At 69.2% G+C, this 20,484-nt stretch carries 21 protein-coding genes; 6 read left to right on the plus strand and 15 right to left on the minus strand.

Going from position 1 to position 20,484, the window contains the following annotated elements; translation table 11 throughout:
* Positions 1-12: 12 nt before the first annotated feature.
* The 4 genes from M2317_RS17880 to M2317_RS17895 are packed head-to-tail and all read right to left on the minus strand — an operon-like array spanning position 13 to position 3,863.
* Positions 13-930: a 1-phosphofructokinase family hexose kinase gene (locus M2317_RS17880; protein WP_429462554.1), complete on the minus strand. Its 918-nt coding sequence runs from the start codon at positions 928-930 to the stop codon at positions 13-15.
* Positions 927-1,871 carry an ROK family protein gene (locus M2317_RS17885; RefSeq protein ID WP_429462556.1) on the minus strand — a complete coding sequence of 315 codons (945 nt, stop codon included), beginning with the start codon at positions 1,869-1,871 and terminating at the stop codon, positions 927-929. Before M2317_RS17885 ends, M2317_RS17880 begins: the two co-directional genes overlap by 4 nt.
* Positions 1,868-2,764, minus strand: coding sequence for an SIS domain-containing protein (locus tag M2317_RS17890; protein ID WP_429462558.1), 897 nt, complete (start codon positions 2,762-2,764; stop codon positions 1,868-1,870). The genes M2317_RS17885 and M2317_RS17890 overlap by 4 nt, the downstream gene beginning before the upstream one ends.
* Positions 2,765-2,819: 55 nt before the next feature.
* Positions 2,820-3,863, minus strand: a complete 1,044-nt coding sequence (locus M2317_RS17895) for an N-acetylglucosamine kinase (RefSeq protein ID WP_429462560.1) — start codon at positions 3,861-3,863, stop codon at positions 2,820-2,822.
* 89 nt (positions 3,864-3,952) lie between these two features.
* On the opposite strand from M2317_RS17895, the gene M2317_RS17900 reads away from it, so the two are divergent.
* From M2317_RS17900 to M2317_RS17920, 5 genes are all read left to right on the plus strand, one after another.
* Positions 3,953-4,885: a MurR/RpiR family transcriptional regulator gene (locus M2317_RS17900; protein ID WP_429462562.1), complete on the plus strand. Its 933-nt coding sequence runs from the start codon at positions 3,953-3,955 to the stop codon at positions 4,883-4,885.
* A complete protein-coding gene (locus tag M2317_RS17905; RefSeq protein ID WP_429462564.1) occupies positions 4,882-5,634 on the plus strand; it encodes a sugar isomerase domain-containing protein in 753 nt (250 codons plus the stop codon). The genes M2317_RS17900 and M2317_RS17905 overlap by 4 nt, the downstream gene beginning before the upstream one ends.
* Before the next feature lie 65 nt (positions 5,635-5,699).
* On the plus strand, positions 5,700-7,118 hold the full coding sequence (gene ngcE, locus M2317_RS17910; protein ID WP_429462566.1) for an N-acetylglucosamine/diacetylchitobiose ABC transporter substrate-binding protein: 1,419 nt from the start codon (positions 5,700-5,702) through the stop codon (positions 7,116-7,118).
* A complete protein-coding gene (locus M2317_RS17915) occupies positions 7,115-8,140 on the plus strand; it encodes a carbohydrate ABC transporter permease (RefSeq protein WP_429462568.1) in 1,026 nt (341 codons plus the stop codon). Before ngcE ends, M2317_RS17915 begins: the two co-directional genes overlap by 4 nt.
* On the plus strand, positions 8,137-9,039 hold the full coding sequence (locus M2317_RS17920) for a carbohydrate ABC transporter permease (protein ID WP_429462570.1): 903 nt from the start codon (positions 8,137-8,139) through the stop codon (positions 9,037-9,039). The genes M2317_RS17915 and M2317_RS17920 overlap by 4 nt, the downstream gene beginning before the upstream one ends.
* Before the next feature lie 13 nt (positions 9,040-9,052).
* Here the strand turns inward: M2317_RS17920 and M2317_RS17925 are convergent, their stop codons facing one another.
* The gene (locus tag M2317_RS17925; RefSeq protein WP_429462572.1) at positions 9,053-9,349 is read right to left on the minus strand and encodes a chorismate mutase; all 297 of its coding nucleotides are present in this window, start codon (positions 9,347-9,349) and stop codon (positions 9,053-9,055) included.
* 37 nt (positions 9,350-9,386) lie between these two features.
* On the opposite strand from M2317_RS17925, the gene M2317_RS17930 reads away from it, so the two are divergent.
* Positions 9,387-10,589, plus strand: coding sequence for an AI-2E family transporter (locus tag M2317_RS17930; RefSeq protein WP_429462574.1), 1,203 nt, complete (start codon positions 9,387-9,389; stop codon positions 10,587-10,589).
* Positions 10,590-10,659: 70 nt separating this feature from the next.
* Here the strand turns inward: M2317_RS17930 and M2317_RS17935 are convergent, their stop codons facing one another.
* The 10 genes from M2317_RS17935 to M2317_RS17980 form a co-directional block, all read right to left on the minus strand.
* A complete protein-coding gene (locus M2317_RS17935; protein WP_429462576.1) occupies positions 10,660-11,577 on the minus strand; it encodes an ABC transporter substrate-binding protein in 918 nt (305 codons plus the stop codon).
* A 26-nt stretch (positions 11,578-11,603) separates the two neighbouring features.
* On the minus strand, positions 11,604-12,326 hold the full coding sequence (locus M2317_RS17940; protein WP_429462578.1) for an ABC transporter permease: 723 nt from the start codon (positions 12,324-12,326) through the stop codon (positions 11,604-11,606).
* Positions 12,323-13,006, minus strand: coding sequence for an ABC transporter permease (locus M2317_RS17945; protein WP_429462580.1), 684 nt, complete (start codon positions 13,004-13,006; stop codon positions 12,323-12,325). Before M2317_RS17945 ends, M2317_RS17940 begins: the two co-directional genes overlap by 4 nt.
* Positions 13,003-13,824 carry an ABC transporter ATP-binding protein gene (locus M2317_RS17950; protein WP_429462582.1) on the minus strand — a complete coding sequence of 274 codons (822 nt, stop codon included), beginning with the start codon at positions 13,822-13,824 and terminating at the stop codon, positions 13,003-13,005. The genes M2317_RS17945 and M2317_RS17950 overlap by 4 nt, the downstream gene beginning before the upstream one ends.
* 31 nt (positions 13,825-13,855) lie before the next feature.
* Positions 13,856-14,158 carry a DUF427 domain-containing protein gene (locus M2317_RS17955; protein WP_429462584.1) on the minus strand — a complete coding sequence of 101 codons (303 nt, stop codon included), beginning with the start codon at positions 14,156-14,158 and terminating at the stop codon, positions 13,856-13,858.
* 150 nt (positions 14,159-14,308) lie between these two features.
* Entirely contained in the window at positions 14,309-15,730 is a 1,422-nt protein-coding gene (locus M2317_RS17960) for a dihydrolipoyl dehydrogenase family protein (protein ID WP_429462586.1), read from the minus strand.
* Between the two features lie 94 nt (positions 15,731-15,824).
* Positions 15,825-16,838 (minus strand): alcohol dehydrogenase catalytic domain-containing protein, encoded by a 1,014-nt coding sequence (locus tag M2317_RS17965; protein ID WP_429462588.1) that lies wholly within the window; start codon positions 16,836-16,838, stop codon positions 15,825-15,827.
* The gene (locus M2317_RS17970) at positions 16,835-18,238 is read right to left on the minus strand and encodes an MFS transporter (RefSeq protein ID WP_429462590.1); all 1,404 of its coding nucleotides are present in this window, start codon (positions 18,236-18,238) and stop codon (positions 16,835-16,837) included. The genes M2317_RS17965 and M2317_RS17970 overlap by 4 nt, the downstream gene beginning before the upstream one ends.
* A 34-nt stretch (positions 18,239-18,272) precedes the next feature.
* On the minus strand, positions 18,273-19,250 hold the full coding sequence (locus M2317_RS17975; protein WP_429462591.1) for a cyclase family protein: 978 nt from the start codon (positions 19,248-19,250) through the stop codon (positions 18,273-18,275).
* Between the two features lie 25 nt (positions 19,251-19,275).
* The gene (locus tag M2317_RS17980) at positions 19,276-20,238 is read right to left on the minus strand and encodes an endonuclease/exonuclease/phosphatase family protein (protein WP_429462592.1); all 963 of its coding nucleotides are present in this window, start codon (positions 20,236-20,238) and stop codon (positions 19,276-19,278) included.
* Positions 20,239-20,484 lie beyond the last annotated feature (246 nt).

Raw genomic sequence — 20,484 nt, forward strand, 5'->3', positions numbered from 1 at the left:
TGGCGTGGTTTCTCATGCGGCGAATGGTTTCTCGACGATGAGTGCGGGTTCGAGGTCTCGCCACCGGGGCGAGATCTCTCCCGCGAGCGGCATGAGCACGGCGGCGGCCGACCAGGCGGCGGCGCGGCGCAGGATCGTCTCGGTGTCGTGGATGCCGGCATCCATCAGGCAGGCGGCGGCCGCGACGGCCGCGTCCCCGGATCCGGTCGGGTTGCCGGCCAGCGGTTCGGGCAGCCGGGCGTGCAACGTCTCACGATCGCTGATCGCGCACAGACCGTCCGGACCGAGCGAGAGCAGCACGAGACCCGCACCGCGGCGCAGCAGTTCGCGGGCGCCGGCGAACGGATCCGCGATCCCCGTGGCCTCGACGAGCTCGGCGCGGTTGGGCTTCAGAACAGCCGCTCCGGCATCCGCTGCCGCGAGCAGCCCCGGCCCGGACGTGTCGACGATCACGTCGGTCGCCGCGCCGAGGGCGACCAGGCGGGTCAGCAGGTCCGGCGGCGCCCCTGGTGGAAGGCTTCCGGAGATCACGAGGACGGATGCCGTCGGCACCTCCTCGCGGACGGCGACGACCACGCGGTCCCACTCCGCATCGGTCGGATTCGTCCCGCGCTCGTTCACGATCGTGGTGTCGCCGAGCGAGCGATCCACCCACGCGACGCTGCGCCGTGTGGGTGCCGCGACCGGAATCAGCCAGTGCGGCACGCCACTCGCCTCGAGGTCCGCACGCAGTTCGCCGCCCGTCGCGCCGCCGACCGTGGTCAGCGCACGCACGCCGAAACCGGCCGCATGCGCGACCCGGGCGACGTTGAGCCCCTTGCCGCCGGCGCGCACGGCACCGGCATTCGCGCGATGACTTCCGCCGATCTCGATCCGGTCGACCTCCCAGGTCAGATCCACCGCCGGGTTCGGAGTCACGGTGAGGATCATGCGAGCTCCCTCGCGCGCAGCGCGGCGCCGATCAGACCGGCGTTCTCCTGCAGTTCTGCGGGGACCAGCTCGGGACGGCGGTGGAAGCTCAATCGCCCATCCAGGCGCCTGCGCAGTTCGTCGAACAGGACGTCCCCGGCGCGGGACAGCCCGCCGCCGATGACGATCGCATCCGGCGCGATGATCGCGGTGAGCTGGGCGAGCGCCAGCGCCAGGGCATCCAGCGCCTCGTCCCAGATGCGAGCGGCCACGGCATCACCCGCCCTGCCGCGGGCGATCACATCGCGTGCTCCGTCGGGCACGACAGCGGTCTCGGCGGTGTAGCGCCGGACGATCGCTCCGGCCGATGCCACCGCTTCCAGGCACCCGCGTGCACCGCAGGCGCACAGCGGGCCGTCCGCGATCGGCGAGTGCCCGATCTCCCCGGCGTAGCCGCCCGCGGTGTACGGGACGCCGTCGACGAGGATCGCGCCGGCGATGCCCGTCCCGACGACGAGGACGACGACGTTCGCGTGACCCCGTGCCGCGCCGAGGCGATGCTCCGCCCAGCTCGCGGTCCGCACGTCGTGGTCGAACGCCACCGGCAGCCCGAGGCGCTCCTGCGCGAGTCCGCGCAGCGGTGCATCGCGCCAGCCCAGGTTGCTCGCGAAGACGCCCACCCCGGCATCCGCATCGACGATGCCGGGCACCACGAACCCGACCGCCTGCGGCACTACGAGCGGATGCCGGGACCGCAGATCATCGGCGAGGATGCCGAGCTCGTGGATCAGAGCACCCGCCGGGTCCGCGCCGAGGGGCGGCGTCGGCGTCCGGCGCAGGTCGAGCGCCGCGCCGTCGGCGTCGAAGAGGGCCGACTTGACGTCCGTCCCGCCCACGTCGAACGCCAGGACGGGCGCACCGGTCCCGAGCGAGACCGTGGCGTCAGCCGGCGAGGTGCTCACGCGCTGAGGATGACCGAGCGGGTGAGGCCCCGCGGCTGGTCCGGATCCAGACCGGCCTGCAGCGCGCGTTCGAGAGCGACGTGGTGCAGGCGGGCGAGGTCGGCCATCGGGTCGACGTCGTGCTGGACGAAGCGGCCGCCGCTCGCCCGCACCTGCTCGGCGAGCCCTTCGGGCGCGACGCCGAACTGCCACGTGATCCGCCCAGGCGCGGCGATCGCGATCGGGCCGTGCCGGTAGTCCATCGACGGGTACGACTCGGTCCAGCTCTGCGATGATTCGCGCAGTTTGAGCGCTGCCTCGTGTGCCAGGCCGATGGTCCACCCGCGGCCGAGGAACGTGTACTGCTCGGCGGCGGCGAGCCCGGCATCCGGCTTCTCGGCGAGCACGGCCGCGGCGTCGGCGATCGCTCCCGTGAGGTCCTCCCCGAGCGACGCGCGGAAGAGCGCCAGCGCGGTCGTGGCGAAGCGCGTCTGCACGACAGAGCGTTCATCGGCGAACGGCAGCAGCACCGCCTCGTCGACGAGGTCGACGAGTGGGGATGCCTGGTCGCCGATCACGCCGATCACCGGCACGCGCCCCGTGACCCGTTCGGTGAGCTCGAGCACCTCCGTGGTGGTTCCGGAACGGGTGAGCGCGACGATCGCGTCGTAGCCGCGGTCGACGAATGCCTCGGATGCCGCGAACGCATCGGTCTCACCGAGGCCCGCGCTCTCACGGAGAGCGGCGTACGACTGCGCGATGAACCAGCTCGTCCCGCAGCCGACGACGGCGACGCGGGCGCCGTGGGCGGGAAGGCGGCGCTGCTCGGCGCGCATGTCCGCCGCCCGCGCCCAGGTTTCGGGCTGGGACAGCAGTTCGGCGCGCATGTGCGCGCCCGGCGACGATTCCACCATCGAGATCTCCTCATCGAGAAAAATGCAAAGTTGTGATTGTTTCTAACGCATTAGATCATAGAATAGCGCCAGATGCTCGAGGAGGAGGGTCATGGACAAGAGATCGACGCACGTGCGCAACCGTCTCCGCAAGACGGCCCAGCCGGTCCTGCGTGATGGGGCAGCCACCGGCGCGCATCGCGAGCAGACCTGCACCGACTGCTCCGTCATCGACGGGAACGACCTCACGGACAGCACCCTCGCCCAGGCGCCGATGGAAGGCCGCGCGCACCGGGCCGGGGCGAGACAGGACGCCTCCCCCGATGACGAGCGGCCCCCGGGCGGCCAGCACCGCGACGAGCGAATCGGCGAGATGCTCCCCCGCGCGGCGCAGGATGTCCGCGGCCACCGGATCGTCGACGGATCGGAAGGCGAGCGGGGCGAACGACGACAGTTCGATCGGCGCCCGTGCATACAGCGCGGCGACGAGCTGTTCGAGAGCGACCGGTCGCCCCTCAGCGCCGGGCGACCGGATGCCGAAAGGATCGATGCCGACCACCTCGAGCAGGAGCGGCGTCAGGCCCGTGGCTGGGCCGGCGTCGTCGAGGTCGCGGATCACCGCCTTCGCGACGCGCTGCCCGATCCAATAGCCGCTGCCGCGGTCGCCGAGCAGCCAGCCCAGACCGTCCGCCGTGGCGACGATCCGACCGCCCTCGACGCGGATCGCGCACGCGCCGGTGCCCGACACGACCGCATAGCCGGAGTCGGCGGCCGTACCGCTGAAGTACGTCGCGAGCAGATCGGATTCGAATCCGAGCGTCCCGCTGAAGCCGTCCTCCCCCAGCCGGACGCGAAGCAGTTCAGCGCCCGCGCCGCTCGCCGTCTGCCCCGCGAGGCACGCGACGATCACGGACACGTCGCGCATCGCGCGGCCGGACGAGGCCACCGCGGCGCGGACGGCTTCGCGCACCGCATCGATCGCCTGCTCGATGCCGGCCGAGATCGGGTTGCCGCGCCCCGCGACGCCGTAGCCGATGCCGCTTCCGTCCCCTGTCGTGAGCACGGCGCGCGTCGCCGTGCCACCGCCGTCCACTCCGACCATCAGCATGTCGTGACCCATTTGTTATGCGTCCTAACTTGACCTCGGTCCGCGGTGAGAATAGTTTTCACCCCAACGGGAACTTCCTGCGGCGAGTTCTGGAGGCAATGGTGCCACGCAGCTTGGACGCCGACAACGGCGCGATCATCGGACGCATCTCGGCGCGCCGTCACGGCATGCCGATCGCCCTGTCGAAGATCGCGGACCTCGTGATCTCGCAGCCGACAGCGCCGGTGGAGCTGACGATCACCGAGCTCGCCGAGCAGGCCGGCAGTTCACCGGCGAGCGTCACGCGCTTCTGCCGCTCCCTCGGCTTCGACGGCTACCCGCAATTCCGCGTCGCCATCGCGACCGAACTGGGGCGCGGCAGCACCGAGCAGGCCTGGCACACCGACATCGGCGCCGAGTTCGCGCCGACCGATGCGCCGGAGAAGATCCTGCGGACCCTTCTGAGCGCCCATGTGCGCGGGCTCGAGACCACCGCGGAGGGCATCGATCTGGACGCCGTCAGCCACGCCGCACGGGCGATCACCACCAGCCGCCATGTCGACATCTACGGTCTCGGCGGCAGTGCGGGGATCGCCGACGAGTTCCAGCGCCGGCTGCACCGGATCGGGATCAGCTCGCACGCCTGGTCCGATGTGCACGACGGCCTGGCCAGCGCCGTGCTGCAGGACGGGGAGTCCGTCGCGATCGGCGTCTCCAGCACCGGCCAGACCGAGGAGACCGTCCAGATGCTGGACCAGGCCGGCGCGGCGGGTGCCTTCACGATCGCCATCACGCACGACGACGAGAGTTGGATCGCCGAGGTGGCCGAAGTGTCGATCACCACGGCGGCACCGGTCGGCTACTTGCGCCCGGATGACATGTCGGTCAAGCACGCACAGCTGTTCGTGATCGATCTGCTCTACCTGTTCATCGCGCAGCAGATGTTCGACTCGGCAGGGACCCGCCTCGCCGCCACGGCCATGGCCGTGTCGGCGCACCGCCGCCCTCGTCGATCGGATGCCCGCGCGAACACGGCCCGGGAGGTGGGCGCATGACTGCTGGACCGACGGACCTCCTCCGCGAGGCGACCGATCGTCTGACGCGTCTGACCGCGGATGCCGAGGCCGGCGCCCTGGATGCCGCGATCGATCTGATGGTCGCCTGCATCGACGCCGGCGGTGTGATCCACACGTTCGGCACCGGACACTCCGAAGCGTTCGCGATGGAGATCGCCGGACGCGCCGGAGGACTGATCCCGACCAATCGCTTCGCGCTCCGCGACATCGTGCTCCGCGGCGATCGAGATGTCGATGTGCTCACCGCGGCACTGGAACGCGAACCGTGGGTCGTGGACGAGCTCATGGCCACGGTGCCCGTCGGCGAGCACGACGCCTTCATGATCGCCTCGAACTCCGGCGTGAACGGATCCATCGTGGGAACCGCGCTCTGGGCGAAGGAGCACGGTCACCGTGTCATCGCCGTCACGAGCCTCGCGCACACCGCGCGTGTGGAACCGAAGCATCCCTCCGGCAAGCGGCTCAGCGAGGTCGCCGACGTCGTGATCGACAACCTCGCCCCTTACGGCGACACCACCCTCGAACTCGACGGCGGCATCGGCGCCGGGGCGGTCTCGTCGATCACCGCCGCGTACATCGCGCAGCTGCTGACGCTCGGCGCGGCGAGCAGGATCGTCGATCGAGGCGAGGTCCCGCCGATGTACATCTCCGCCAACATCCCCGGTGGCGACGAGCACAACTCCGTTCTCGAAGACCGCTACCGCGGCCGCATCCGACGCGGCGACTGACGACCCGAAGCCCACCCAGACCAGAACCCGGCGCCTGCACCGACGCCCCAACGAAAGGTACGAAGATGGAACTCACCGAATCCTCCATCAGCCGCCGCACTCTGCTGCGCGGCGCAGCAGTGACGGCGCTGCTGCTGCCCTTTGGCATGTCCCTCGCCTCCTGCGCCGCACCCGGCGGAGGAGGCGGCACGGCCGGTCCTGCCGGCGAGGTCACCGCGGACAATCCGTTCGGCGTCGCGGCGAACTCGACCGTCGACGCGGTCATCTTCGACGGCGGCTACGGCGTCGACTACGTCGAGAACGCCGCCAAGATCATGGCGGCGAACAAGGGTCTGGACGGCGTCACCGCGAAGGTCTCGGCATCCACCAAGATCGCACAGGAGCTGCAGCCCCGGTTCGTCGGCGGCAACCCGCCGGACCTGGTCGACAACTCCGGCGCCAACTCGATCGGCTGGAACACGATCCTCGAGCAGCTCGAGGATCTCAGCGACGTCCTCGAGGCGGAGAACCTCGAGGGGCAGAAGATCGCCGACACCCTCTTCGACGGCATCAAGGCACCCGGCACCTTCGGCGACAAGTTCGCGGCGATCAACTACGTGTTCACCACGTACGGCGTCTGGTACTCCGGCAGCCTGTTCGAGGAGAACGGCTGGGAGCCGCCGCAGACCTGGCAGGACCTGAAGGCGCTCGGCGAAGCGGCCAAGGCGAAGGGCAAGTACCTGTTCCTGTGGGGCAAGGAGGCCGCGACCTACTACCAGACCTTCGTGGTCGACTCCGCGGTCATCCAGTCCGGCGACGAGGTGCGCCTGCCGCTGGAGAACCTGGAGGAGGGATGCTGGTCGCACCCGACCCTGCAGTCCATCCTGACGATCCTGCACGAACTCATCGCCGCCGGCTACGTCAAGCCGGGCGGCGGTGGCACCCAGTTCACGCAGGCGCAGTCGCAGTGGAGCCTCGACCAGGAGGCGCTGCTGTACCCGTCCGGGTCGTGGATCGAGAACGAGATGAAGAAGACCACGGCCGACAACTTCCAGATGAAGGGCGTGCGGGAGATGCCGCTCGACGGCAACGCGACGACCCCCGCCGGGTTCATGCGCGCCGAGGCCGGCGAGCCGTTCATCGTGCCGTCGAAGGCGAAGAACGTCGCCGGTGGCAAGGAACTGCTGCGCACGATGCTCTCGAAGGAGGCGGCATCCGCGTTCTCGAAGGAGAAGCTCGCGCCGACCGTCGTCAAGGACATCGTGCCGGAGGACGGCTTCGGCTCGACCGCGCTCGTGTCGCAGGTGGAGATGATCGCCGCGGCCGGCACCGGCATGTTCACGATCAAGTCCTTCAACCTGTACGGCATGAACTCCGACCAGCTGCCGATCTGGAACTCGTTCCTGGACGGCAAGATGACGGTCGCCGAGATCACCTCGCAGCTGCAGGCACTGACGGACAAGATCCGCGAGGACAGCTCCATCGAGAAGATCGAGATCAAATGAGCCTGAGTGCTCCGCCGCTCGACGCGGCCCTGGACACCAGGGCCGTCGTCACCCCCCGCACGGGACGCCGCAAGGCGCCCCGTGCGGGCCTGCGGCGCAGGATGACGTTCGACTACGTCTCGTTCCTGCTGGTGTTCCTCGGGGTACCGGTCGCGATCTTCCTGATCTTCGTCATCTCGCCGTTCATCCAGGCCGTGTACTACGCGATGACGAACTGGACCGGTTTCTCACCGAACATGGACTTCGTCGGCGTCGACAACTTCGTGCGGCTCTTCCAGGATCCGACGTTCCTCCAGGCGATGGGCAACAACCTTCTGCTGGCCATCGTCGTCCCGCTGATCACGATCGTCATCGCCCTGATCTTCGCGAGCATGATCACCATCGGCGGTCCGAGCCACGGCCAGGTCCGCGGGCTCCGGGGATCGAGCTTCTACCGGGTGGTGTCGTTCTTCCCGTACGTCATCCCCGCGATCGTGATCGCGATCCTGTGGAACATGATCTACACGCCCAGCGGCCTGCTGAACGGCCTGCTCGGCGTGGTCGGGATCGACACCGACGGCTTCGCGTGGCTCGGCGATGAGCGCACCGCGATGGCCGCGACGATCTTCGTGATCGTGTGGAGCATGGTCGGCTTCTACATGGTGCTCTTCATCGCCGCGATCAAGGGCATCCCCGGCGAGACGCTCGAGGCGGCGCGCATCGACGGCGCCGGACGGTTCCGCACGCTCACCGCGATCCTCCTCCCGCAGATCCGCGACAACGTCCAGACGGCGTACATCTACCTCGGCATCCTGGCCTTGGACGCCTTCGTCTACATGGCCGGCCTCAACTCCACCGGCGGCCCGGGCAACAGCACGCTGGTGATGAGCCAGTACCTGTTCCGCACCGCGTTCGAGAAGGGGCAGTTCGGCCTGGCGAGCGCCATGGGCGTCGTGCTGGCCGTGCTGACCCTGGTGTTCGCCGCAGTCGTGATCGGCGTGTTCCGCCTCATCGGCGGCAAGGATGAAGGAGGACGCGCATGAGCGTCGACACCCGGGCCGCGATCACGATCGACCCGACGGCGAAGCCAGGACGAGCTGCGGCGAAGTCCACCGCGAGCGACAAGGCCGTCGGCGGGGCATCCCACGTCGTGCTGGCCATCTGGTCGCTCGTCGTGATCCTGCCGATGCTGTGGACCTTCATCGGATCCTTCAAGACCACGAAGGAGATCTTCGCCTCGCCGTTCGGGCTGCCGGCGAACTGGAACTTCGACAACTACGTCAACGCGTGGGTGGGCGAGAACTTCGGCGGCATGTTCATCAACACGATCATCGTCGTCGGCGTCTCGCTCGTGCTCGTGATGGTGCTCGGCGCGATGTGCGCGTACGTGCTGGCACGGTTCTCGGTACCGGGAAGCCGGGTCATCTACTACCTGATGCTCGCGGGCCTCACGTTCCCGGTGTTCCTCGCGATCGTCCCGCTGTTCTTCATCCTGCAGGGCATGGGACTGCTGAACACGCTTCCGGGCCTGATCATCACATACGTCGCGTTCGCGCTCCCGTTCACGGTGTTCTTCCTGTTCTCGTTCTTCAAGTCGCTGCCGTACGAGATCCAGGAGGCCGCATACGTCGACGGCGCGAGCGAGTGGCGCACGTTCTTCCAGGTGATGCTGCCGATGGCGAGGCCCGGAATGGCCGCCGTGGCGATCATGAACTTCCTGGGGCTGTGGAACCAGTTCCTGCTGCCGATCTCGTTGAACACGGATCGAAGCAATTACGTGCTCTCCCAGGGCATGGCGTCCTATGCGTCGTCGGCGGGCTACGCGCTCGACTTCGGCGAGATGTTCGCCGCGGTGATCATCACGATCGTGCCGGTTCTCATCGTGTACATACTCTTCCAGCGCCAGCTGCAGGGCTCGGTGTCGCAGGGCACCTCGAAGTGACGCGGAAGGCCGCTCAGCGGCCTTCCGCGGCCTCGGTGTGGTGACGGATGACCTCCGCGACGACGAAATTGAACCACTTCTCGGCGAACTCCGGATCGAGGTGCGCTTCCTCGGCGAGCGCTCGGAGCCGCGCGACCTGCTGCTCTTCGCGCGAGGGGTCGGACGCCGGCATGGCGTGCTGCGCCTTGAGCAGGCCGACCTGCTGCGTCGCGCGGAAGCGTTCGGCGAGCATGAAGATGAGGGCGGCGTCGATGTTGTCGATGCTGGCGCGCAGGCGCAGCAGTTCGTTCCGTGCGGCGTCATCAGTCATATCCCCCACGATATCGCCCCTCCCCTAGAGTGAACGGATGAGCACCGAGACCCCCGCGGACGAGACCGAGGACTCCGTTCCCGTCGTCGAGAAGCCGTCCAAGCGCCGCAACCGGCCGGCAGTCGAGCCCGAGCCGGAGCCCGAGCTGACGACGCGTCCGTACGTCGAGCCGACGCCGTCGTCGCGTTCGTTCTGGACGCGCATCGACAAGCCGTTCGTGTTCGGGTTCCTCGTGACGCTCGGCGGGCTCGCCGCCATCGCACTCGGTCTCGCCATGACGAACCTGTCGACCGTGCTGATCTACATCGCGCTCGCCCTGTTCGCCGCTCTCGGCCTGGATCCTGCGGTCCGGTTCCTCGAACGGCATCGGATGCCGCGGCCGTGGGCGCTCGTCACGGTGCTGGTGTCGTTGCTCGTCCTGCTGGGCCTGGTGATCTGGGCGGTCGTTCCGGTGGTCGTCGAGCAGATCGCGAGCTTCATCGCAGATGTCCCCGGCATGATCCGCGACTTCGAGGCGAGCGACCTGTACGCGACGCTCGAGGCGCAGTTCGGCGACAACTTCGAGGATCTGGTCGCCCAGGTCCAGGGGTTCCTGACCGACCCGAGCAACATCGCCGCGATCGGCGGCGGCGCGCTGCAGGTGGGCGCATCGATCGCGAGCGGCATCTCCGGCGCGATCATCGTGCTCGTGCTGATCATCTACTTCGTGGCGACGCTGCCCGGCATGAAGCAGGCGATGCTGCGCCTCGTGCCCGCCCGTGACCGCGCGAACACGGAGATCATCACCGACCAGATCACGGATTCGGTCGGCGGATACGTCATGGGCATGGTGACGCTGGCGTTCATCAACTCGCTCGTCGTGCTGCTGCTGTACTCGGTGCTCGGCCTGCCGTTCCCGCTGCTGCTCGCGGTGACCGCCTTCCTGATCACGCTGATCCCGCTCGTCGGTTCCGTCCTGTTCTGGATGGTCGGCTCGGTCATCGCGCTGTTCAGCGATCCGCTGCTGGCGCTCATCTTCGCCGCGATCTACCTCGTGTACATGCAGTTCGAGGCGTACTTCCTCACGCCGCGCGTGATGAGCCGTGCGGTGTCGGTGCCCGGTTCGCTCGTGGTCATCGGGGCGATGGTCGGCGGCACGCTGCTGGGGCTGCTGGGTGCCCTGGTGGCGGTTCCGGTCACGGCATCCATCCTCATCATCATCAAGAAGGTCTGGGTGCCGCGCCAGGACTCGCGCGTCTGACGCGCCTCGCGAACGCGATGATGCCCCGGGAGCCATCTGGCTCCCGGGGCATCATCGATTCAGGACCGGGTCAGCTCAGGCCGGCGTCTTCGAGCCACTGCGACGCGATGTCCTCAGGAGACATCTGGTCCTCGGTGCTCTGCACACCGAGCGCGACGAGATCGTCGGCGCCGAGCTCGGCGCTGACCGCGTTGATGACGTCGGCGATCTCGTCGGCGACGTCCGTCGATGCGATCGGCACGACGTTCGAGGCGAGGATCAGGTTCTCCGGATCCTCGAGCGCGACGATCTCCTCGGTCTGGAATGCGGGTGCCGCGGTGTAGATGTCGGCGACCTGGATCTCACCGGCCAGGAGCGACTCGAGGGTGGTCTCGCCCGTGGCCGAGAACGCCAGGTCGACCCCGTAGACCTCCTTGGCGCCCGCCGGTCCGTACGGCCGCTGCTCGAGTTCGGGCGCGCCACCCAGGGTCACGGGGGTGGTGACCTTCGCGAGGTCGGCGATGGTGGTGAGGCCGTTCGCCTCGGCGAACTCCTTCGTGACGGTGTAGGTGTCCTGGTCGCTGGCCTCGGAGTAGTCGAGCGCCGTGAGCTCCTCGGGGAGCGCCTCCTGCAGAGCGGCGTAGACGTCGTCCGGGCTGGTCGCGGTCGCCTCCGGGTCGTAGAACTCGAGCAGGTTGCCGGTGTACTCCGGGAAGAGGTCGACGGCGCCGGACTCGAGCTCGGGGATGTAGGCGTCGCGCTGACCGATGTTGAACTTGCGGTCGACCGTGAAGCCTTCGGCTTCGAGCGCCTGGGCGTAGATCTCGGCGACGATCTCGTTCGAGTAGTAGGCCTGCGAGCCGACGACGATCGTGTCGCCGCCGCTGCCTGCTCCTTCGTCTGTCGGTTCTTCGAGCGGGTTGCTGTTCGAGCATCCGGCCAGGACGAGCGACGCGGCGATGGCCGCGGCGCCGGCGAGCGCGATGCGGGACTTTCGTGCGGTGAACATGGTGTTCCTCTCTTGGTGGTCTGGATTCAGGCGGTGGCGGATGCCGTGGCGCGCGTCCGGCGTCCGGCTCGGGTGGTCTGCTGGACGCGGATGCCGGTGGGCACCGCGGCGTGCTGCGCGAGCGCCATCAGCATGTCGGCGATGAGGGCGAGCAGCGCGACGAGGATCGCGCCGCCGAGCACCTGGTCGAACCGCTGCAGCGGGATGCCCTGGATGATCGGCCAGCCGAGGCCGCCGAGATTGACGTACGCGGCGATGGTGACCGTGGCGATGACCTGCAGAAGTGCGGCGCGGATGCCTCCGACGAGGAGCGGCATCCCGAGCGGCACCTCGACCCTCCAGAACACCTGCCAACCGGTCATCCCGACCGCTCGCGCTGCGTCGATCGTGCGCCGGTCGATCGCCTCGAGCCCCGTGTAGGCGCCGGCCAGCAGCGACGGGATCGCCAGGATCACGAACGTGATGATCGCCGCCTCCGGTACACGCAGGACACCCAGCAGCAGGACGAGCAGGATCATCAGACCGAAGGACGGGATGGCGCGCGCGGCACCCGAGATCGCGACCGCGATCTCGCGACCGCGACCGGTGTGCCCGATCAGCCAGCCAGCCGGCACCGCGATCGCCGCGGCGATGAGCACGGACACGATCGTGTAGTACAGGTGCTGGCCGAGAAGGATCGGCAGAGCGTACGGGCCCTCCAGCCGCTCCGGAGAGAACAGCCAGGCCATCGCATCTGCGAACAGGTTCATGCGGCGGACCTCATCGGCAGGAAGACGCGTCGCGGCGTGGTCGCGGCGGTCGCGCGCGTCCACGGCATCATCATCCGTCCGAGCAGCACCAGCAGCAGATCGATGACGAGCGCGATCACGACGACGGCGAGGATGCCGGCGAACACCTCGGCGATGATGCGGCGCTGCAAGCCGTTGGTGAACAGGTAGCCGAGGTTCTCGACACCGATCAGGATTCCGACGGTGGCGAGCGAGATCGTGCTCACCGCCGTGACGCGGAGTCCGGCGAGGATGACGGGACCGGCGAGCGGGATGTCGACGGTCCAGAACCGGCGTGCGCCGCCGAAGCCCACCGCGGTGGCCGACTGGCGCACAGCGGGGTCGACCGAGTCGAGTCCGTCCGCTACAGAGCGCACCAGGATCGCGACCGCGTAGATCGTCAGCGCGATGATGAGGTTGGGCGGGCTGGTCGCCGAATAGCCGAGCGATGCCGGCAGCAGGATGAGCAGCGCGAGCGACGGGATCGTGTAGAGAAGCCCGGTGAGCACGATGATCGGCCCGCGGACGAGCCGGTACCGCCACGCGACCCACCCCAGCGGCAGCGACAGCACCAGACCGAGCACGATGGGGATGATGCTCTGGCGCAGATGCTCGACGCTGAGCGCGAGGATGAGGTCGAGGTTGTCGAGGACCCAGGTCATACGCCGTCCTCGATGAGCGCCCCCTGCGTCCGGCCCTCCGAATCGACCACGACCGTGCCGTGCGGCGTCTGCTTCAGACGCAGCGCCCGGCGGCCGCGTTCGGCGCCGATGAAGGCGGAGACGAAGTCGTCGGCCGGGTTCTCGATGATCTCGCTCGGAGTTCCGACCTGCACGATGCGCGCACCCTTGTCGAGGATCACGACCTGGTCGCCGAGCAGGAAGGCCTCGTCGATGTCGTGCGTGACGAACACGACCGTCTTGTCGAGTTCGCGCTGCAGCCGGATCAGCTCCTGCTGCAGGTCGGCGCGCACGATGGGATCGACCGCGCCGAACGGCTCGTCCATGAGCAGGATGTTCGGATCGGCCGCAAGCCCTCGGGCCACGCCGACGCGCTGCTGCTGACCTCCGGAGAGCTGGCTCGGGTAGCGGTCCGCGAGCGCGCGGTCGAGCCCGACCGTGTCGAGCAGCGCGATCGCACGCTCACGGGCGGGCTTCTTCCCGACGCCGGTCAGCCGCAGCACGGTGGCCACATTGTCGACCACGGTGAAGTGCGGCATGAGGCCGGAGTTCTGCATGACGTACCCGATGCGACGGCGCAGCGCGACGGGGTCGCCGTCGAGCACGCTGTCCCCGTCGATCTCGACGTCGCCGGACGTCGGCTCGACCATGCGGTTGATCATGCGCAGCAGCGTCGTCTTGCCGCACCCGGACGACCCCACGAACACCGTCGTCTTGCGGGAGGGGAGCACGAGGCTGAAGTCCTCGACGGCGAGCGTGCCGTCGGGAAAGCGCTTGGACACGGAACGGAACTCGATCATGCGGTGATGTCTCCGGTCGTTCGGGGAGTGGCTACGGTACGACTTCGACGTCGGGGGCGAACGCGACGTAGCCGGAGAAATCCTGCCCCACCCGATCGAACGCCGACGGGTAGGGGTGCGGGTACGCCCAGGCGCGATCGACATGGACGTCATCACCGACACGCACCGAGTAGTACTGGCACTCGCCCTTCCACGGGCAGGTGTAGGGCGTCGGGCTCTCGACGAGGACGTCGGGAGCGATGGATGCCGGTGGGAAGTACCAGTTGCCTTCGATGCGGATCAGGTCGCCCTCTTCGGCCTCGGCGATCGTGGTTCCTGCGAGTACAGCCTTCATTTCTGTCCTCCTCGGATCAGGTTCTGAGCGTAGGGGACGCCACCGACACGCGGGGATCGGTCTTCTCGGCGCGTCACAATCGTGTCCATCCCGGTGTCCTCTCATCTCTCTGTGATTCGGAGCGGATCCGCGATCGGATGGCCGCGAGGCTCACGCGGACCGGCGGCCGTACTCCTCGAGCAGCCGGAGCCAGATCTCGCTCACCGTCGGATACGCCGGCACCGCGTGCCACAGTCGCGAGATCGGGACCTCTCCGGCGATCGCGATCGTCGCGGCCTGCAGCAGCTCGGCGACATCAGGACCCACGAACGTGACGCCGAGGATCACGTCGCGCTCGGCATCCACCACCATGCGGGCCTGCCCGCGGTAGTCGTCCTGATGCAGGCTCGCGCCTGCAACCCAGCCGAGGTCGTAGTCCACGACCGCGGTCTCGAAACCGGCTTCGTGCGCCGCAGCGGCCGTCAGGCCGACGGCGGCGACCTCGGGATCCGAGAACACGACCTGCGGCACGGCACGATGATCGGCGGTCGCGACGTGCCGACCCCACGCGTCGTCCTGGATGTCCTCGCCCTGAGCGCGCGCGGCGATCACGTCTCCTGCGGCGCGGGCCTGGTACTTGCCCTGATGCGTGAGCAGGACGCGTCCATTGACGTCGCCGACCGCGTACAGCCAGTCGCTGCCCGGCACGCGGAGCGTGTCGTCGACGTCGATGTACCGATCGGGTTCGAGGTCGACGTTCTCGAGTCCGATGTCGCCGCTTCGCGGTCGGCGGCCGGTGGCGGTGAGGACCTCGTCGGTCACGATCGTCGACCCGTCGCCGAGCGTGATCGTGACGCCGCTCTCATCCCGCTCGACGCGGTCGGTCGTCGTGTTCGTGCGCACGTCGACGCCCAGGTCGCGCAGACCCGCCGCCACCCGCTCGCCGGCGAACGGTTCGAGCGAACCCAGGATCTCGCCGCGTGCGATCACGGTGACGATGGATCCGAGGGATGCGTAGGCGGTGGCCATCTCGACGGCCACGACGCCCCCGCCGATGACCGCGAGGGACCTCGGCACCTCCTGTGCGCTGGTCGCCTCCCTGCTCGTCCACGGCTTCGCGTCCGCGAGACCAGGGATGCCGGGGATCACCGCGTCCGTGCCCGTGCTGACGGCCACGGCATGACGGGCGCGCAGCACCCGCGTGGCACCGTCGGCGTCCGTCACGGTGACTTCGCGCTCTCCCGAGAGCCGGCCGTGTCCGCGCACCAGGTCGATGCCGGCCTTCTCGAGCCAGGACACCTGTCCGGCATCCGACCAGTCGCTGGTGAACGAGTTGCGACGGGCGAGGACCGCCTCGGCATCCAGCGTCCCCGTCACCGCCTCGGCCGCGCCGGCGATGCGGAGGGCGGCGCGCAGCGCCTGGCCGGAGCGCAGCAGCGCCTTCGACGGCATGCACGCCCAGTACGAGCATTCACCGCCGACCAGTTCGCTCTCGACGATGACGACGGTGAGCCCGCCCTGCACCGCCCGGTCCGCCACGTTCTCGCCGACGGGGCCCGCCCCGATCACGATGAGGTCGTACTCGTCTGTCATCCGCTGCACCTTCCCCAGTCTTGTCGAAGTGCAACGCCGAGTCACGGGGTTTGTTCCGGAAGTCCGCGAACCGTAAGGATCGGGCGCGATGCGGCTACGGCGCCAGGACGACCTTGCCGCGCTGCCTCCGCTGTTCGATCGCGGCATGCGCGGCCGCGGCATCGGCGAGGGGATATTCGTCGACAGGAGGCCGTGCGCGTCCCTCCGCGGTCGCGGTGAGGGCCCGAGACTCGAGCGCTCGAAGATCGGCGATGGGGCGCCCGAGTGGCACGGTCACCGTGAGCGAACGCGCCACGATGTCCTCCGTGTCGATGCGCACGACCGCACCGCTCGACCATCCGAAGATCACCACTCGGGCTCCGCGCGCGAGACTCTCGACCGCTGCACGCGCGGTCGGGCCGCCGACGCCGTCGAGCAGGAGCGAGGGTGCGTCGCCGTCGAGCGCCGCGGCCATGAGCGCCGGCCAGGAGTCGTCCGTGGCGTCCAGTGCGACGAGGCGGCCGGGAAGCGGTGCCTCTGCACGGGCGAGCTGCTCGACGACGGCGCGCTTGCTCTCGCCGCCGTAGAGCGCGACGGCCGTCGCTCCGATCGACAGCGCCAGTTGGGCGAGCTGGCTGCCCAGCCCTCCGGATGCGCCGGGGATCACGACGATCTCGGTGGGCGCCATGCCCGCGGCATCCAGTACCAGCTGCGCCGTCCGGCCCGTGCCGATGGAGGCGACGGCCTGCGCGAACGTCACCCCGTCCGGGACCGGATGCAGAGCCGACGCGGCGACCAGCGCGTACTCGGCGTATCCCCCGCTTCGGAAACCGACATGCGCGACGACGCTGGTGCCGAGCAGGTCTCCGTCGACGCCCGCACCGACGGCGTCGACCGTGCCGGCGATCTCGCGTCCCGGCGTCATGGGCAGTCGGGTCTCGGGCATCGAGGCGGGGCCCTCGCCACGGCGCAGATCGGTATCGACGGCGTGCACGCCGGCGGCCGCGACGCGCACCCGCACCTCTCCCTCGCCTGGATCCGGCCGCGGAATGCGCTCGAGGACGAGCACATCGGGTGCGCCGAGCTCGCGTTGCACGATCGCACGCATCGTTCCCTCACCGGCGCTCATGCCGCCCCCTCCTCGGATGCCGGGATCTCGCCGGCCGCCGGCCGCACCCGTGGCGCGAGCACCGCGGCGGCGACCGCGAGCGCGCCGGCCAGCGCGAACACCGCGGTGAACGGGTCGACGAGAGCCGCCGCAGAGGTGAACACGGTGCCCGTGATCGCGAGGGCCAGGGCGCTTCCGAACGAATCGGCGACGGTCATGGCCGAACTGTTGAATCCCTGCGTCTTCGGCGTCGACATCGCCAGTGTGAGCGCGCTGGTGCGGGGACTCATCAGCCCCATGCCCAGTCCGGCCACGACCCAGGCGACCGCGATCATGAGGGCGGACAGCCCCAGGGCCGCGGTCGCGAGCACCAGGGCGATGCCGATGAGGACGAGGATCGTCCCGGCGCGGATCGCGGTCGCGCTCGACAGCCGCGCGCCCCAGCGTCCCTGTACGGTCGCCGCGGCCGACCACGCCAGCGCACCGCCGGTGAGTGCGAGCCCGGCGAGCGTCGGCGTGAGGGCGTACCGGTCAGTGAGGAGGTACGGCAGGTACACCTGCGCGCCGAAGAACGCCGCGGCCGCGACCCCGCGGACGAGGATCACGGACGGCAACCCGCGTCGCGCGCGCAGCGTACCGCTCGGCACGAGCGGACGGACGGCGATCAGGGCGATGACCGCTGCGCCGACCGCCAGCACGGGGCCGGCCCCCGGGATGTCGCCGAGCAGGTTCAGGCCGAGGACCGCGAGCGCGGCGAGGACCGACCAGCCCAGGCGTCCGATCGCCCACGGCGTCGTGGGGTCGCCGCCGCCGGTCAGCCCGCGGAGGGCGGGGACGACCATCAGCAGAGCGGCGAGGACCAGGATCACGACCCCGAGGAACACCCATTGCCAGCCCCAGAGCTCTGCCACGAGGCCGGCGATGGTCGGACCGATGAGCGACGGGATGACCCAGGCCGCTGCGAACCCGGCGAAGATCGCCGGGTGGAGCGCCTGCGGGTACACCCGCGCCACGACGACGTAGAGGGCGACCATGAGACCTCCACTGCCGAGGCCCTGCGCGAAGCGGCCTGCGACGAGGATCTCCATGGTCGGCGCGAGGCCGGCGACGAGCAGACCCAGCACGAAGACGGAGACGGCGGTGTACAGCGGGACGACCGGACCGCGGCGATCGGACCAGTTGCCCGTGATCACCATCCCGATGACGCCGGTCGCGAGCGGGCCCGCGAACGCGAGCGCGTACAGCCGTTCGCCATCGAGATCCGCGCTGACGGCGGGCATCACGGTCGTGACCGCCAGGGATTCGAAGGCCCCAAGGAAGACGAGCGCGCACGCGCCGATCGTGATCCACAGGTAGGGGCCGCTCAGGATGCCGGGAGAGGAGGCCGCAGCCGTCGGCGTCGCGTCTGTTCTCGATGTCATGATGAGGACGCTAAGACCTCAACAACACTTGAGGTCAAGCGATGAGAATTCTGGCGAACGCCCGGACCGGGAACGTCCCGAAGTTCTCGACCTTCGGCGGCACGACGGTGACGGTCGATCCGCTCGGCGGCAGCGCGCCGAGATTCGTCATGTGCTCGACGATGTGGATGCCGGAGTCGAGGAACACCGAGTGCGCGGGGCGCCGGCCCGCGGCATCCGTCGACATGTCGTCGATGTTCACGGCGTCGATGCCCACGAGCGTCACTCCCTGGTCCGCAAGGTGGGTCACCCCGTCCTCGGTCAGGAACGGGGAATCGGTCGCGTACGCATCGGTTCCGAAGAGGCGATCGCGTCCGGTGTGCAGCAGCACGGCTTTGCCCCGGAGGTCGCGGTCGAAGAAGACCGAGGCCGGGATGCCGCGCATCTGCGCGTCTTCGAGATGGAACACCTCGGCGGGCAGATCGACGAGCGTCTCCAGGGCGAGGTCGGCGAGGTCGGCCCCGCCCGCATAGCGGTGGAATGCGGTGTCGAGGTACGTGCCGGTGTTGCCCGGCAGCTGGATCGCATCCATGACGAACGTCGTGCCTGGCGCGTACCTGCTCTCGGCATCCTTCCGGGTGACGAGCGGGGTGATCTCGGGCGCGGGGATGCCGGGCAGGGTCACGAGCCCCTGTCGGATCGTGTGGCTGAGATCGACGAGGCGGAAGCCGGTCGGGGTCCGGTCGCCGGTGGGAGTCCAGTCGCGGGTCGGAGCCTGGATGCCGGTGGGAGTGCGGTCGCCGGTCGGAGCCTGGATGCCGCGGCTGCCGCGGTGCTGCTCCTCGACGATCCGCAGGTCGCTCAGCCGGACCTCTCCGACCAGCGCCAGCCCGAGATGCTGCACGAGGAGGCGCCCGATGTCGGCCTCGGTGACGTCGCGGTCCGGAAGGTCGAGACGGAACCCTTCAGCGGTCAGTCCGCCGCCGTTGACGAAGGAGATACGGGCGTCGAACACCGCGCGATAGTCACTCACGTCGCCACGCTAGCAGCGGGGCGGATCAGAACCCCACGGTGGTCAGCGTCGCCCGGTGATCGCTCGCTCCGACAGGAAGAGTGGTCGATGAGAGGACGCTCATGCCGTGCTGGAAGACCTGATCGATCCGCACGAGCGGGAACGTCGCGGGCCAGGTCATTCCGAGGCTCCCGTCGGTCGGCCGCACCTGGTCGGCCACGTCTCGAAGATCCGCCAGCGCAGGGTCCGTGCTCGCCGCGTTGAAGTCGCCGACGGCGATCATCCGCTCCGCTCCATCAGCGCGCATCTCGTCGGCGATACCGGTGAGCATCGTGTCACGTGCCGATTGCTCGCCCGGGCGCAGCGAAGCCGCATGCATCAGGTAGACGCGCACATCGCCACCCGGGGTCTGCACGGTCGCGCGCAGCGCCCGCTTCCATCCGAGGCCGAGCTCCAGCGGTTCGGCATCGGTGATCGGGTACGCGCTCCAGAGCGAGACGGTCCCCACGTGGTACGAATGCGGATACTGCGCGTCGAGCACGGCTGCCGCCGCGCTGCGACTGGCGGCCGCCAACTCGACCATTGCGACGACGTCGGCACCCGTCGCGGCGAGACCCGCAGCTGAGTCGCCCGCGGCATCCGAGTCAGCCCGGACGTTCTGACTGGCCACCGTGAGGGAGGTCTCTGCGGCCGGCCCGGGCAGCGCCGGGAGCGCGGGCGCCATCGCGACGAGCCAGAGGACGAGGACCGCCAGAGCGATCACCGTGGTTCGACGGGCGAGCACTGCGCTCGCGACCACCACACCCACGATTGCAATCCCCACCCAGGGCAATGACGCGGCCACGAGCGCACCGACTTGGCCGGGCAGCCAGCCCAGGGCGATCCACACGGCCAGCAGCACGCTCACCGTCGCGAGGGCGCGTGCGCGGCGCACGGCTGCCGCGCGGGCACGAGGGGTCGACGACGGCCTCTGCGGTGACGCTGCAGAAGGAAGGAGGGCGTGAGTCATCGGGTCTCGATCGGGTCGGTGGCGCGGCAAGCCGTCCGTGTGAAACGCTAGCCGAGCTTCCTGGCGATACGCCGCGCTCCTCGTCGGTACATTCGAATATTTCTTTCGAACATCTCTTCCATTCTTCGTGTTGGTTGGGTAGTCTGGGGGTATGTCGACGACGCATCTGGATCCTCTGCACGAGGCGGTTAGCCGCCTCGACGCGGTGTGGTCGGATGCTTCGGATGCGGCGGGTCTGGACCGGGC

This window comes from Microbacterium sp. ZKA21 (assembly GCF_050434165.1).
Lineage (GTDB): Bacteria > Actinomycetota > Actinomycetes > Actinomycetales > Microbacteriaceae > Microbacterium.

Excerpts from the sequence above, each read along its gene's own strand:
- M2317_RS17880 (WP_429462554.1), bottom strand. The coding sequence starts at position 930 with ATGATCCTCACCGTGACTCCGAACCCGGCGGTGGATCTGACCTGGGAG.
- M2317_RS17890 (WP_429462558.1), bottom strand. The coding sequence starts at position 2,764 with ATGGTGGAATCGTCGCCGGGCGCGCACATGCGCGCCGAACTGCTGTCC.
- M2317_RS17895 (WP_429462560.1), bottom strand. The coding sequence starts at position 3,863 with ATGGGTCACGACATGCTGATGGTCGGAGTGGACGGCGGTGGCACGGCG.
- M2317_RS17905 (WP_429462564.1), top strand. The coding sequence starts at position 4,882 with ATGACTGCTGGACCGACGGACCTCCTCCGCGAGGCGACCGATCGTCTG.
- ngcE (WP_429462566.1), top strand. The coding sequence starts at position 5,700 with ATGGAACTCACCGAATCCTCCATCAGCCGCCGCACTCTGCTGCGCGGC.
- M2317_RS17915 (WP_429462568.1), top strand. The coding sequence starts at position 7,115 with ATGAGCCTGAGTGCTCCGCCGCTCGACGCGGCCCTGGACACCAGGGCC.
- M2317_RS17920 (WP_429462570.1), top strand. The coding sequence starts at position 8,137 with ATGAGCGTCGACACCCGGGCCGCGATCACGATCGACCCGACGGCGAAG.
- M2317_RS17925 (WP_429462572.1), bottom strand. The coding sequence starts at position 9,349 with ATGACTGATGACGCCGCACGGAACGAACTGCTGCGCCTGCGCGCCAGC.
- M2317_RS17930 (WP_429462574.1), top strand. The coding sequence starts at position 9,387 with ATGAGCACCGAGACCCCCGCGGACGAGACCGAGGACTCCGTTCCCGTC.
- M2317_RS17935 (WP_429462576.1), bottom strand. The coding sequence starts at position 11,577 with ATGTTCACCGCACGAAAGTCCCGCATCGCGCTCGCCGGCGCCGCGGCC.
- M2317_RS17940 (WP_429462578.1), bottom strand. The coding sequence starts at position 12,326 with ATGAACCTGTTCGCAGATGCGATGGCCTGGCTGTTCTCTCCGGAGCGG.
- M2317_RS17945 (WP_429462580.1), bottom strand. The coding sequence starts at position 13,006 with ATGACCTGGGTCCTCGACAACCTCGACCTCATCCTCGCGCTCAGCGTC.
- M2317_RS17950 (WP_429462582.1), bottom strand. The coding sequence starts at position 13,824 with ATGATCGAGTTCCGTTCCGTGTCCAAGCGCTTTCCCGACGGCACGCTC.
- M2317_RS17955 (WP_429462584.1), bottom strand. The coding sequence starts at position 14,158 with ATGAAGGCTGTACTCGCAGGAACCACGATCGCCGAGGCCGAAGAGGGC.
- M2317_RS17960 (WP_429462586.1), bottom strand. The coding sequence starts at position 15,730 with ATGACAGACGAGTACGACCTCATCGTGATCGGGGCGGGCCCCGTCGGC.
- M2317_RS17965 (WP_429462588.1), bottom strand. The coding sequence starts at position 16,838 with ATGAGCGCCGGTGAGGGAACGATGCGTGCGATCGTGCAACGCGAGCTC.
- M2317_RS17970 (WP_429462590.1), bottom strand. The coding sequence starts at position 18,238 with ATGACATCGAGAACAGACGCGACGCCGACGGCTGCGGCCTCCTCTCCC.
- M2317_RS17980 (WP_429462592.1), bottom strand. The coding sequence starts at position 20,238 with ATGACTCACGCCCTCCTTCCTTCTGCAGCGTCACCGCAGAGGCCGTCG.